The following is a 13452-nucleotide window of genomic DNA, read 5'->3' as shown; positions in this document are numbered from 1 at the left end:
AGCGCTGAACTCCCGCACCGGGCCCGTTCCCTGGTCCGCCGGCCTCGTCCGGACCCTCAGCCGGAGAAGCCGACGCGCGCGAGCCGCAGCGGGCCGCGCAGTCGCAGGCGTACGTCGTGCACGCCGGAGACGGGGAGCTGTGCGGTGAGCGTCGTGTACGCGTACGGGTCCGGGTCGGGCGTGGCCAGGGTGAGCACGGCCCCGGCCGGCCCGCCGTCCAGCAGCAGTTCCACGGTCCCCCCGCCGGACACCTCGGCGCTCACCTCCGTGACGCCCGCGCCGAAGTCGCAGGCACGGTAGAGGAGTTCGCCGCTGCCGCTGCCGCTGCCGCTGCCGCTGCCGCCGCCCGCCGCCGTGACCGCGTCCCCGGCCACCCTGGCCCGGTCGACGATCACGATCCCGGACTGTTCGTCGAAGTCGGCGCCTTCCAGGCCCCGTTCGGCGACGGGGCGCGGCGCGCCGGGCTCACCGGGTGCCGTGAGCGCCGTACGGAGGCGGACGTCCTCGCTGGACGCGCCGGCCAGCAGCTCGTACGGCCCCGGGTCGAGCCGCCAGGCACCCCGGGCCACGTCCCAGAACTCCAGCTCGGACCAGGGGACGTCGAAGGCGACCTCGGCCCGCTCGCCCGGGGCGAGGGTGAGGCGCCGGTGCGCGAGCAGCTGGCGGCGCGGGCGCGGGACCGACGGATCGGCGGCGCGGACGTAGAGCTGCGCGACCTCGTCGGCGGTCATGTCACCGGTGTTGGTGACGGTGAACGCCACCCGCACGGTGTCGGCGCCGGGGTCCGCGGTCAGGCCGGCGTAGGAGAAGGACGCGTACGACAGGCCGTGGCCGAAGGGGAACAGCGGCGTGCCCTCGAAATACAGATAGGTCTGGCGGCTGCCGATGACGTCGTAGTCCAGCAGGTCGGGCAGGTCGGCGTCGGAGGCGTACCAGGTCTGCGGGAGGCGCCCGGCGGGGGAGACGTCCCCGGCCAGCACCCGGGCCAGGGCGGTGCCGGCCGCCTGGCCGCCGTGCGCGGTCCACAGCACCGCGGGCAGTTCCGTCGCGTCTACCGCGTACGGGTAGGCGGACACCAGCACCAGCACGGTCGCCGGGTTGGCGGCGCGGGCGGCGTCCAGCAGCCGTTCCTGCTGGGCGGGCAGCCGCAGGGTCGTACGGTCCTCGGTCTCGCGGCCGTTGATGTGGGGGTCGTTGCCCGCCACGACGAGCACCACGTCCGCCCCGGCGGCCACCCGGCGCACCGCGTCCTCGCCGCGCTCGGCGACGACCAGTTCGAAGACCTCCGGCTCGGCGCCGGATTCCGCGGCAACCTTCACGCCGTCGGCGGCGACCGACACATGGTGACCCGTCCCGAGGTGCCGGAGGAGGTGTCCGTTCCCGTGGGGTTCCAGGCGGAAGGTCTCCTGGACGACCCAGCCGCCGGGCTGGTCGGCGGAGGCGCGCAGGTAGCCGTCGTCGGCCACCGAGAGGTAACGGCCGTCGGGGGCGCGGAGGGTGAGCACGTCCTCGCCCCAGTCGATCAGCGCCAGTCCGGTTCCCTCGGCGTCGGTCGTGAGCGGCGGCAGGTCGGTGCGGCCGGTGAGGTCGGCCGGGTTCAGCGCGCCCTCGGCACCGCGCACCAGGTCGGCCGCGCCCGCCGCCTCCGGGACCCGCAGGAAGGCACCGGACGCCGTCCTGAGCCGGACGCGGTCCACGCCCTCCGCGAACTCGACGCGCTCGGCGCCGAACCGCTCGTACAGCCCCTCCAGCGGAGTCGACCGGTGCAGGAGGGTGCCGCTGTACCAGTCGAGCTTGCACTCGTCGGCGAGCAGTCCGACCACGGCGATCCGGGTGTCCGGGGCGAGCGGCAGGGTGCCGTCGTTCTGGAGCAGCACGACCGCCTGCTCGGCGGCCTCCCGCGCGAGGGCCCGGTGCTCGGGGGTGTCGAAGTCGGACACACCGGCGTTCGGGTCGTGCTCCGGGTCGAACTCGCCCAGCCGGAAGCGCACCGAGAGCTGCCGCCGTACCGCCGTGTCGATGTCCGCCTCCGTCAGCAGCCCCTGATCCAGGGCCCCTCGCACCCGCGCGACGATCTTCGAGCTGTCGGCGTCGTGGTCGGTGAAGCTGTCGACGCCGGCGAGGACGGCGGCCGCGGTGGCCTCCTCGTGGGTGTCGAAGTAGTGCTCGGAGACGACCAGGTTGGAGGGCGCGCCCGCGTCGGAGCACACCAGCAGGTCCTCGTCCGTCCAGGTGCGCAGCTGCTCGCGCAGATACGGGGAGACGTGGTTGGGGCGGCCGTTGACCAGGTTGTAGGCGGGCATCACCCCGGCGACGGCGCCTGCTGCGACGGTGTCCTTGAAGGCGCGCAGGTCGTACTCGTGCAGCACGCGCGGGCGGACCGAGGACGAGGTGATGTCACGGCCGGTCTCGTTGTTGTGGGCCAGCCAGTGCTTGAGGACCGGCGCCGTGCGCCAGTACGCCGGATGGCCGCCGCGCAGACCGTGCGTGTAGGCGGTGGCGATGGCCGAGGTCAGCTTCGGGTCCTCCGAGTAGCCCTCCTCGTTGCGTCCCCACAGCGGGTGGCGCAGCAGGTTCACGGTGGGGGACCAGACGTTGAGGCCGACCCGCCCGTCGCGGGCGCGCATCGCGCGGACCTCCTTCGACACCGCCTCGCCGACCCGGCGCACCAGCTCCGGGTTCCAGGTCGCGCCCAGACCCACGGCCTGCGGGAAGACGGTCGCGGGGCCCATCCAGGCCACGCCGTGCAGGGCCTCCTGGCCGGTGCGGAACGCGGCGACGCCGAGCCGTTCGACGGCGGGCGCGAACTGGTGCAGGAACGACACCTTCTCCGCCGGGGTCAGCCGGGCCAGCAGATCGTCGACGCGCTTCGCGAACGGCAGGCGGGGATCACGGAACGGCGGTGCGGACGGCGTAGACGGGTTCACCTGGGGGTCCCCTTGTACTGGAGCGTGTGCCGGAGCTTCTGGTGGAGCGTGTGCGGGAGCGACGTGTGGCTTTCGAAGCGCTTCGATGCTGGGCGGACCACAGGTCGGATGTCAAGAGACCTCGTCGCAACAAATGACGCCCCGCACCGATATTCCAAGCCCCCTGCACAAGGCATGTTTCGCGCAAACCTCCGAGGATTTCTTGGTAGTTGCCCTTGTGTACCTCCTGCCCTTCACTTAATCTCACAGCAACATCGAAGCGCTTCGACGACTCGTCGACCGCGAGGACTACCCCACGGGAACCGCGCAGTCCTCCGATCACCGGGGGCCGCCGGACGTGCTTCAGCTCAGCCAGTTCCACTACGAGACACCGCAGCCGACGGCCCTCCGCCGGGTGTCCTGGTGCGCCATGAAGGGTTGACGCAATGACGCCGAACGCCGCCTCCGCCGCCTCCTCACCCAGCCGGAGAAGCTTCCTCGCCTCCTCGGCGGTCGCCGCCGCCACGGTGGCGGGAGGGGTGCCGCTGCTCGCCGCCTGCGGCAGTTCGGACAACGGCTCCAGCGGGGGCTCCTCCTCGGGCAAGGGCGAGAAGAAGCTGCTGCCGGCGTTCGTGGCCAGCAACGTGGTGACGCCGGACATCCCCGCCAAGAACGGCTCGTCGATCGGCTTCACCAGCAAGCTCGACCTCGCCGGCCTCAAGACGTCGGTCCCGAAGAAGCTCGGGAAGGACGGCAAGGTCAGCATCATGTCGCCGTTCTGGGGCTCCCCGCCCAAGAGCGACAACGCTTACTACAAGGCCATGAACGACCTGATCGGCGTCGACGTCCAGTGGCAGAACCAGGACGGCAACACCTACGACCAGAAGCTCGGCGCCGTCCTCGCCTCCAGCGACGTACCGGACGTCGTGGTCGTTCCCAGCTGGAACATGGGCGGCAAGATCCCCAGCGCCATCATCGGCAAGTTCGCCGACCTCGGCCCGTACCTGTCCGGCGACAAGGTCAAGGAGTACCCGAACCTCGCCGCCATCCCCACCGACGCCTGGCGGCGCTGCATCTTCGGCGGCAAACTGCGCGGCCTGCCGCAGCCCTCCCCGTACGTCACCGGCATCACGCCCCTCTACCGCAAGGACATCTTCGACAAGCAGGGGTACCAGGTCCCGCGCTCGGCGGACGAGTTCATGGCCCTCGCCAAGGAGATCACCAACGCCAAGGCCAAGCGGTGGGCCTGCCTGGACATGAAGTGGACCGCCTTCCAGGCCTTCGGCGTACTGTCCGGCAGCGAGAAGCCGCTCGGCTGGAACATGGTCGGCGGCAAGCTCGTCAACCGCATCGAGACGGACGAGTACCTCGAGGCGCTCGAGTGGACCCGCAAGCTCTTCGCCGCCGGTGTCGTGCACCCCGACGCCCGGCTCGGCAAGAGCTCCGCCACCGACCCCGGCCCCAAGTTCGCGGCGGGCGAGTTCCTGATCTACGCCAACAACATCAGCCAGTGGTGGAGCCGCACCGCCGAACAGGCCACCCAGAACCCGGAGTACAAGATCTGGGGCATGGACATCTTCGGACACGACGGCGGCGACCCGACCCTGTGGGCCGAACAGCCCGCCGGCATCTTCGCCTTCATCAACAAGAAGGCGTCCGAGTCCGTCATCCGTGACGTGCTGGCCGTCGCCAACGTCACCGCCGCACCGTACGGCACCAAGGAGTACATGCTCACCAACTACGGCGTCGAGGGCACCCACTACACCGTCAAGGACGGCGTGCCCACCAAGACCGCCAAGGGCAACAACGAGGTCATCAACGCCTACGTCATGGTCGCGAGCCCCGCCGCCACCACGGCCCACCCCGACTTCCCCGAGGTCGCCAGGGCCCAGGTGGAGTGGCAGCAGCGGATGGGCGCCTTCACCAAGAAGTCCACCTTCTACGGCCAGCAGATCACCGAGCCGTCCCGCTACACCAACCTCTCCAACGACTTCGAGCAGCTGGAGGACGACATCACCCGCGGCCGCAAGAAGATCAGCGACATGCAGCAGGCCGTCTCCGACTGGAAGAGCAAGGGCGGCGACAAACTGCGCGACTGGTACCAGAAGCTGCTCGACGACAACGGCACCGCGGCGAGCTGACCGGACGGACCAGGCGGATCAGGCGGATCAGGGCAAGGAGAACGGCCGTGTCGCACAGCACGGTGCCTCGGACCACCGAGGCCGAGACGGGGGAGGCCCCGGCGGCGCCCGGGGACACCACCGGCACCACCCCCAGGAAGAAACCCACCGGAAAGCCGAGTCTGCGCCTCAGGTTCAGACGCGACCGCGTCCTGCTCCTGATGACGATGCCGGCCGTCCTCCTCGTCCTGCTCTTCAACTACGTGCCGATCCTCGGCAACATCGTCGCCTTCGAGGACTACGACCCCTACATCAGCGACAACGGCATCGTCGCGATGCTGCACAGCCCCTGGGTCGGCCTCGACAACTTCCAGCGGATCTTCGAGGACACCGCGTTCTGGCACGCCGTCCAGAACACCCTCGTCCTGTTCTTCCTCCAGCTGGTGCTGTACTTCCCGATCCCCATCCTGCTCGCGCTGCTCATCAACAGCGTGGTCAGGCCCCGGATACGGGCCGTGTCGCAGGCCATCCTCTACCTGCCGCACTTCTTCTCCTGGGTCCTCGTCATCGCCGTCTTCCAGCAGCTGTTCGGCGGCGCGGGACTGCTCTCCCAGCTGATGCGGCAGCACGGGATGGACGGGCTGAGCGTCATGACCGACCCGGACACCTTCAAGTTCCTGGTCACCGCGCAGACCGTGTGGAAGGACTCCGGCTGGGGGATCATCGTCTTCCTCGCCGCCCTCGCCTCCGTCAGCCCCGACCTCTACGAGGCCGCCGCCATGGACGGCGCGGGCCGCTGGCGCCGCATGTGGCACGTCACCCTGCCCGCGCTGCGCCCGGTCGTCGCCCTGCTGCTGGTGCTGCGCGTCGGCGACGCCCTCACCGTCGGCTTCGAGCAGATCCTGCTCCAGCGCGACGCCGTCGGCCCCGGCGCGGCGGAGGTCCTCGACACCTTCGTGTGGTGGACCGGCGTCCGCAACCAGGACTTCGGCTACGCCGCCGCGGCCGGACTCGTCAAGGGCGTGGTCGGCCTGTGCCTGGTCCTCGCCGCGAACAAGGTGGCCCATCTCATGGGCGAGCAGGGGGTGTACCAGAAGTGACCGCCGTGACCGAACAGCCCGTGCGCGAGCCCGCGCTCCGTACCGAACGGCCGCGCAGGCCCTGGTCCGCACCGCCGCGCCCGGTGTGGGAGGAGCCTCCCGGCAGGGCCGGCCTCGCGAGCAAGGGCCTGGTGCTCTTCCTCGCCTGCTTCGCGATCCTCTTCCCGCTGTGGATCGTCGTCGTGACCAGCCTGTCGTCGCGGAAGACCATCGACGAGGCCGGCGGCCTGGTGATGGTCCCCAAGGGCATCACCCTCGTCGCCTACCGCGAACTGCTCAGCGGCGGCCAGGTCACCCGCGCCACCGTCATCAGCGTCCTCATCACCCTCGTCGGCACGCTGTTCTCCATGACGGTGTCCGTCCTGTGCGCCTACGGCCTCTCCCGCACCGGGTCGCTCGGACACCGCTGGTTCCTGATGATCCTGCTCGCCACCATGTTCTTCAGCGCGGGCCTGATCCCGACCTACCTGCTCGTGCAGTCCCTCGGCCTGACCGACACCTACCTCGCACTGATCCTGCCGAGCGCCGTCAGCGTCTTCAACATCCTCGTGCTGCGCGGGTTCTTCACCGGCATCTCGCCCGAACTCATCGACAGCGCCCGCATCGACGGGGCCGGCGACTTCCGGATCCTGTGGCAGATCGTCATGCCGCTGTCCCGGGCCGTCCTCGCCGTGATCACCCTGTTCTACGCGGTGGGCTACTGGAGCGCCTGGTTCAACGCGTCCCTGTACCTCAACGACCAGGACATGATGCCGTTGCAGAACGTCATGATCCAGCTCGTCCAGAAACAGGAGGCCCCGGTCGGGCTCGGCCAGGCCATCAAGACCGGCGAACTGTCCGGCCTCGCCGTGCAGATGGCGGTCATGGTGATGGCCCTGCTGCCGGTGGCCGTGCTGTCGCCGTTCGTCCAGAAGCACTTCAAGAAGGGCATGCTCACCGGTGCGGTCAAGGGCTAGCGCCCGCGGGAGCCGGGTGCGTGTCGCTGACCGCGGTTCTTCGTCTGCGGGTGCGTCGTGGCTGGTCGCGCAGTTCCCCGCGCCCCTTTCGGGGCGCTTCCGGAAGCCCCTAGCTATTCAGGAGAGGTAGGACAATGCCTGCGGGTTCTGGCCCCACGCTCGCCGACGCCGCGCGCGGGCGCATCCTCTTCGGCGGGGACTACAACCCCGAGCAGTGGCCCGAGGAGGTCTGGGCCGAGGACGTGCGGCTGATGCGGGACGCCGGGGTCAACTCGGTCACCCTCGGCGTGTTCTCCTGGGCGAAGATCGAACCGCAGCCCGGGGAGCGGGAGTTCGGGTGGCTGGACCGGCTCATGGACCTGATGCACGACAACGGCGTCGGCGTCGTCCTGGCCACCCCCACCTCCTCCCCGCCTCCGTGGCTCGGCCGGCTGCACCCCGACACCCTGCCCCGGGACGCCGACGGACGCGTCGAGTGGTGGGGCGGACGGCAGCACTTCTCGCACTCCAGCGCCACCTACCGCCGCTACGCCGCCGCCGTCACCGAGGACCTGGCCGCCCGCTACGCGGACCACCCCGCCCTCACGATGTGGCACATCAACAACGAGTACTGCACCGCCGACCACGGCGACGAGGCCGCCGCCGCCTTCCGCCGCTGGCTGCGCGACCGCCACGGCACCCTCGACGCCCTCAACACCGCCTGGGGCACCGCCTTCTGGAGCCAGGGCTACGACAGCTGGGACGGCGTCCTGCCGCCCCGGCACGCCCACTACCGCAACAACCCCGCCCAGATCCTGGACTTCCGCCGCTTCACCTCCGACATGCTGCTGGAGTGCTACACCGCCGAACGCGACATCGTCGTCCGGCACACCCCGCACCTCCCGGTGACCACCAACTTCATGCCCCTGTGGATCGGCCAGGACGGCTGGCGCTGGGCCCGGGAGGAGGACGTCGTCTCCGTCGACCTCTACCCCGACCCGCGCGACCCGTCCGGCGCCCAGCAGGGCGCCCTCGTGCAGGACCTCACCCGCTCGCAGGCACGCGGTCCGTGGATGCTCATGGAACAGGCGGCGGGCGCCGTCAACTGGCGCGGCGTCAACCAGCCCAAACCGCGCGGCCTCAACCGGCTCTGGTCGTTGCAGGCCGTGGCGCGCGGCGCCGACGCCGTCTGCTACTTCCAGTGGCGCCAGTCCCGGCAGGGCGCCGAGAAGTTCCACTCCGGGATGCTCTCGCACGCGGGGGAGGAGGGCCGTACCTTCCAGGAGGTCAAGCGCATCGGCGCCGAACTCGCCGCGCTCGGACCGGAGGTGAGCGGCAGCCGGGTGAGCGCCGAGGTGGCCGTGCTGCACGACTGGGACGCCTGGTGGGCCGCCGCGCAGGACGGCCGGCCCTCCACCGAGGTGGACCACGCGACCGTCCTCACCGCCTGGCACCGCGCCCTGTGGGAGGCCCACCTCACCGCCGACTTCGCCCACCCGGAGCACGACCTCGCCCGCTACCGACTGGTCCTCGCACCCCAGTTGCACGTCCTGACCGACGCCGCGATCGACAACCTCCTCGGCTACGTCCGCGGCGGCGGCACCCTGGTGTGCGGCTTCCTCACCGGCATCGCCGACCAGGACGACCGGATCCGCCCCGGCGGCATGGACGCCCGGCTGCGCGACCTGTTCGGCATCCGCACCCTGCACGAGTGGTGGCCGCTGCCGCCGGGGGAGACCGTCGGCTGCGAGGGCTTCCGGGGCACGCTCTGGTCGGAGGAGATCGAGGCGGTGCCCGGCGCGGCGGAGACCGTCCCGTACCGGGGCGGCGAACTCGACGGCCTGCCCGCCGTCCTGCGCCGCGACCGGGCCTGGTACCTCTCCACGCTCCCCGAGCCGGACGCCCTGCGCGAACTGCTCGCCCGGATCGCCGCCGGGGCGGGCGTCCGGCCCGTGCTCGACGGGCTGCCCGCGGGCGTCGAGGCCGTCCGCCGCGGTGAGCTGCTGTTCCTGCTCAACCACGGCCGCGAGCCGGTCACCGTCCCCGTCCCGGGCACCCACCGCGACCTGCTCACCGGTGCTCCGGTCACGGACGAGACCGTGCTCGGCCGCTACGACGTGAAGGTGCTGAGGCCATGACGGCGACCGCGACGGACGGCCCCCTGCCCACCGTCCCCGTCCACGGCACCTGGGAGCCGGACCCCGCCGCCCGCTGGGAGGACGGCTTCCTCAGCGGCAACGGCCGCCACGGCGCCCTGGTGTCCGGTACTCCGGACGAGGACCGGGTCGTCGTCACCCACCACACCCTGGTCCGCCCCAACGGCTCCGAGCACGCCCGCCCGCCGCGGCTGGCGGACCGGCTCGCCGAGCTCCAGGACCGGCTGCTGGCAGGCGAGACCGCCGCCGCCGACGACTTCACGGACGGCCGTGAGCTTCAGTGGGTGCAACCCTTCCACCCCGCCTTCCAGATCCTGCTGGGCGAACCGCCCGCCCCGGCCCGGTTCCACCGCCGCTCGGTCGACTTCACCACCGGCGAGGTGACCACCGCCCGCGACGGCCTGCTCAGCCGGGTCTTCGTCTCCCGCGCCGACGACGTGATCGTCCAGCACCTCACCGCCCCGGCCGCCGGACCCGCCCTCACCCGCACCGTCTCCCTCGACCACCGCCTCCCCGGCGTCCCCGCCGACCTCGGTGTCGGCCACGGCGCCGTCCTCACCCCCGAGGGCGCCCTGCTCACCCTGCGCGCCCGCTACCCCGGCAGCGACCGCGCCTACACCGGTGTCACCCTGATCGCGGTCACCGGCGGCACCACCACCCTCGCCGGGCCCGGCCTGCGCGTCGAGGACGCCGGGACCGTGCTGATCCTCACCCGGGTACGGCGGCACACCGGCGAACTCGACGTGACCGAGGAGGCGCGCGCCCTGCGCGACGTCCTCACGGGCCGCGGCTACGACGACCTCCTCGCCCGCCACCTCGCCGAGCACCGCACCGCCTACACCCGCGTCACCCTCGACCTCGCCGCGGAGCCCGCCGAACGCGCGCTCCCCGGCAGCGAACTGCTGAAGCGCCCCGGCAGCCCGGCACTCCTCGAACGGCTCTTCGCCGCCGGCCGCTATCACCTCCTCTCCGCCAGCGGCCTGTTCCCGCCCCGCCTCACCGGCCTGTGGACCGGGGACTGGGACACCGCCTGGTCCGGCGCCTTCACCACCGACGCCAACCTCAACCTCCAGACCGCCTCGGCCGCCGCCGGCGCCCTCCCCGAGGTCACCGAGGCCCACGCCCGCCTGATCCGGCACCAGTGGGAGCACTGGCGGGCCAACGCCCGCGACATCCTCGGCACCCGGGGCGTCCTCGCCCCCGCCCACACCGACGGCGAGTCCGGGTACCTGTTCCACTACAACCGCGAGTACCCGCTCCATCTGTGGACCGCGGGAGCCGACTGGCTGCTCAAACCGCTCGTCGACCACGACGAGACCACCGGCACCCGCGACCCGCGCACCGCCGCCGCACTCGCCGAGGTCGCCACGTTCTACGAGGACTTCCTCACCCGCACCGACGCCGACGGACATCTCGTCGTCGTCCCCTCCTACTCGCCCGAGAACCGTCCCGCGAACGCCGGCCCGGTCACCCTCGACGCGGCCATGGACCTCTCCGCCGCCCGCCACGCCCTGCACACGGCCGCCGACCACCGTCCGGGTCCCGACGCCGACCGCTGGCGCGCGCTCGCCGACCGGCTCCCGCCGCACCGGATCAACGCCGACGGCGCGCTCGCCGAATGGGCCCGGCCCGGCCTCGAGGACACCTACGACCACCGCCACCTCAGCCACCTCTACGGTGTCTGGCCCCTCGACGAGATCAACCCCTACGACACCCCCGGCCTCGCCGGGGCCGCCCACCGCGCCCTCGAACTGCGCGGCGCGGAGAACGAGTCGGCGCACGGCTACCTCCACCACGCCCTGATCGCCGCCCGCCTCAGGGACCCGGGGCGGGTCACGAACGCCCTCCGGGCCGTCCTGGAGGGGGACTTCTTCCACGACTCCCTGATGAGCGCCCACTATCCCCACCGGCACGTCTACAACGCCGACGCCGCGCACACCCTGCCCGCCGTGCTGATCGAGATGCTCGTCCAGTCCACCCCGGACCGCCTGGTCCTGCTGCCCGCGCTCCCGGCGGCGTACCCGCGGGGCGAACTGCGCGGGATCCGGACCCGGTTCGGTGCCGAACTCGATCTGACCTGGGCCCCCGACGGCCTGCGGGCCGTGCTCCGCCCCCACCGCACCCACCGTGTCGAACTCCGGACTTCCTCCGGTGCGCGGCCGCTCGACCTCGTCGCCGGAGAAGACCACGTCCTCACCCTGGGGACGTGGTGAGCCAGAAAGATCCCCCGTGACTCCCCCCACCCATGGAAGGGACACCATGGCACCAAGCAGCACGCTCAGCCGCATCACCAAGGCCCTGCTGGCCCCCGCGCTGGCGCTCGGCGCCACCGTCGGGCTCGCCTCCGCCCCCGCCTCGGCCGCCGTCTGGAACTCCTGCGACCAGTGGGGCAGCACCACCCTCGACGGCTACACCCTCTACAACGACATCTGGGGCTCCGGCGCCGGCAGCCAGTGCATCTGGGCCAACTCCGGCACCAACTGGGGAGTCTGGGCCGACCACCCCAACACCGGCGGCATCAAGGCGTACCCCAACGCCAAGAAGGTGATCAACAAGTCGATCACCTCGCTCGGTTCGCTCAGCAGCAGCTACAACGTGACCGTGCCGTCGTCCGGCGCGTACAACACGTCGTACGACATCTGGGACACCGCCTACGACTACGAGATCATGCTCTGGGTCAACAAGACCGGTGCCGTGGGCCCGCTCGGCACCTCGCAGGGCACCCTGACCCTCGGCGGCTCCACCTGGACCGTCTACAAGGGCAACAACGGCGCCAACGACGTCTTCTCGTTCGTCCGCTCCTCGAACTCCTCGTCCGGCACGGTGACCATCCTGCCGATCCTCAAGTGGATCAAGGACACCAAGGGCTGGTTCGGCAACGTGACCATCGGGGACGTCCAGTTCGGCTACGAGATCACCAGCTCGTCCGGAGGACTGAACTTCGTCACCAACAGCCTGACCGTCAGCAGCAGTTGAGCCGGCACCGCTGAGGCTCGCCCGTGGCACGCGGCCGGTTCCGCTCCCCCGGGACCGGCCGTGCCCGTGTCCGGCCCCGTGAGGGCGCCGACAGGGCGGGCGTCAGGAGGCCGGGTGTCGTCGGGCCGGGTGTCAGGAGGTCCCGGCGGGGGCCGGACCCGTGCTCGTCCGCACGGTCAGCTCGGGGGCCAGCAGCACCACCTCGTCGCTGCCACAGCCCTTCAGCTTGGCCACCAGCCGGGTCACGGCGTGCCGTCCCATCTCCTGGGCGGGGATGGCGACCGAGGTCAGCCGGACGGAGGCCTGGGCGGCGACCTGCTCGGGACAGATCGCGACCACCGACACGTCCTCGGGCACCGCCCGGCCCTGCTGGCGCAGCAGCGCGAGCAGGGGTTCCACCGCCGATTCGTTCTGCACCACGAACCCGGAGGTGCCGGGCCGCTCGTCGAAGATCCGGGCGAGGGTCAGCATCATCGCGTCGTACCCGCCCTCGCACGGCCGGTGCAGCAGCCGGACACCCAGCTCCCGGGCCCGGGAGCGCAGCCCGTCGAGGGTGCGCTCGGCGAACCCGGTGTGCCGCTCGTAGACCGCCGGGGCCTCGCCGATGACGGCGACGTCGCGGTGCCCGAGCATCGCCAGATGCTCCACGCACAGTGCGCCCGTCGCCCGCCAGTCCAGATCGACGCAGGTCAGGGCGGAGGTGTCGGCGGGCAGTCCGATCAGCACCGAGGGCTGGTCGGTGCTGCGCAGCAGGGGCAGCCGCTCGTCGTCCAGTTCGACGTCCATCAGGATCATCGCGTCGGCGAGCCCGCTGCCGGTGACGCGGCGCACCGCGTCGGGGCCTTCCTCGCCGGTGAGCAGCAGCACGTCGTAGCCGTGGGTGCGGGCCGTGGCGGCCACGGCCACGGCGATCTCCATCATCACGGGCACGTACATGTCGGTGCGCAGGGGGATCATCAGGGCGATGATGTTCGACCGGTTGCTGGCCAGGGCGCGGGCGCCCGCGTTCGGGTGGTAGCCGAGCAGCCGGATGCTCTCCTCGACCCGCTGCCGGGTGGTGACGGAGATGGACCGCTTGCCGCTGAGGACGTAGCTCACCGTGCTCGCCGAGACTCCGGCGTGCTGGGCGACCTCGGCGAGGGTGACCATCCGGCTCTCCCGATGATGTGAAGCGCTTCGACAGTGCGCGGAGTGGGTGCTGACGGTGCGTGGGGGCGGTTCGACAGTAGCCCCAGCGGAGGTGGGTGTCCATAGCCTGT

General features: G+C 71.5%; 8 protein-coding genes. 6 read left to right on the top strand and 2 right to left on the bottom strand.

The annotated features are described in order from the left end of the window. Nucleotides 1-56: 56 nt before the first annotated feature. Nucleotides 57-2927: a glycoside hydrolase family 3 C-terminal domain-containing protein gene (locus ABZ862_RS16755; RefSeq protein ID WP_360958327.1), complete on the bottom strand. Its 2871-nt coding sequence runs from the start codon at nucleotides 2925-2927 to the stop codon at nucleotides 57-59. 425 nt (nucleotides 2928-3352) lie between these two features. Between ABZ862_RS16755 and ABZ862_RS16750 the strand changes: the two genes are divergently transcribed. The 6 genes from ABZ862_RS16750 (at nucleotide 3353) to ABZ862_RS16725 (ending at nucleotide 12193) form a co-directional block, all read left to right on the top strand. Further along, nucleotides 3353-5047, top strand: coding sequence for an extracellular solute-binding protein (locus tag ABZ862_RS16750; RefSeq protein ID WP_360958324.1), 1695 nt, complete (start codon nucleotides 3353-3355; stop codon nucleotides 5045-5047). Nucleotides 5048-5094: 47 nt separating this feature from the next. Further along, the gene (locus ABZ862_RS16745) at nucleotides 5095-6126 is read left to right on the top strand and encodes an ABC transporter permease subunit (RefSeq protein ID WP_360958321.1); all 1032 of its coding nucleotides are present in this window, start codon (nucleotides 5095-5097) and stop codon (nucleotides 6124-6126) included. A gap of 5 nt (nucleotides 6127-6131) precedes the next feature. Next, entirely contained in the window at nucleotides 6132-7082 is a 951-nt protein-coding gene (locus ABZ862_RS16740) for a carbohydrate ABC transporter permease (protein WP_360958318.1), read from the top strand. Nucleotides 7083-7216: 134 nt separating this feature from the next. After that, the gene (locus ABZ862_RS16735) at nucleotides 7217-9199 is read left to right on the top strand and encodes a beta-galactosidase (protein ID WP_360958315.1); all 1983 of its coding nucleotides are present in this window, start codon (nucleotides 7217-7219) and stop codon (nucleotides 9197-9199) included. After that, the gene (locus ABZ862_RS16730; RefSeq protein ID WP_360958312.1) at nucleotides 9196-11430 is read left to right on the top strand and encodes a glycoside hydrolase N-terminal domain-containing protein; all 2235 of its coding nucleotides are present in this window, start codon (nucleotides 9196-9198) and stop codon (nucleotides 11428-11430) included. Before ABZ862_RS16735 ends, ABZ862_RS16730 begins: the two co-directional genes overlap by 4 nt. A 46-nt stretch (nucleotides 11431-11476) precedes the next feature. Continuing rightward, nucleotides 11477-12193, top strand: coding sequence for a hypothetical protein (locus ABZ862_RS16725; protein WP_360958309.1), 717 nt, complete (start codon nucleotides 11477-11479; stop codon nucleotides 12191-12193). Between the two features lie 132 nt (nucleotides 12194-12325). Here the strand turns inward: ABZ862_RS16725 and ABZ862_RS16720 are convergent, their stop codons facing one another. Continuing rightward, on the bottom strand, nucleotides 12326-13342 hold the full coding sequence (locus ABZ862_RS16720; RefSeq protein ID WP_360958306.1) for a LacI family DNA-binding transcriptional regulator: 1017 nt from the start codon (nucleotides 13340-13342) through the stop codon (nucleotides 12326-12328). Nucleotides 13343-13452: the final 110 nt, after the last annotated feature.

The organism is Streptomyces sp. NPDC047000 (assembly GCF_040644295.1).
In the GTDB taxonomy this organism is placed as follows: Bacteria; Actinomycetota; Actinomycetes; order Streptomycetales; family Streptomycetaceae; genus Streptomyces.
Note: the sequence above shows the minus strand (reverse complement) of the source record. Positions and strands in the feature narration are given on the sequence as shown.

Coding starts and splice junctions, on each gene's coding strand:
- ABZ862_RS16735 (WP_360958315.1), top strand. CDS start 7,217: ATGCCTGCGGGTTCTGGCCCCACGCTCGCCGACGCCGCGCGCGGGCGC.
- ABZ862_RS16730 (WP_360958312.1), top strand. CDS start 9,196: ATGACGGCGACCGCGACGGACGGCCCCCTGCCCACCGTCCCCGTCCAC.
- ABZ862_RS16750 (WP_360958324.1), top strand. CDS start 3,353: ATGACGCCGAACGCCGCCTCCGCCGCCTCCTCACCCAGCCGGAGAAGC.
- ABZ862_RS16725 (WP_360958309.1), top strand. CDS start 11,477: ATGGCACCAAGCAGCACGCTCAGCCGCATCACCAAGGCCCTGCTGGCC.
- ABZ862_RS16720 (WP_360958306.1), bottom strand. CDS start 13,342: ATGGTCACCCTCGCCGAGGTCGCCCAGCACGCCGGAGTCTCGGCGAGC.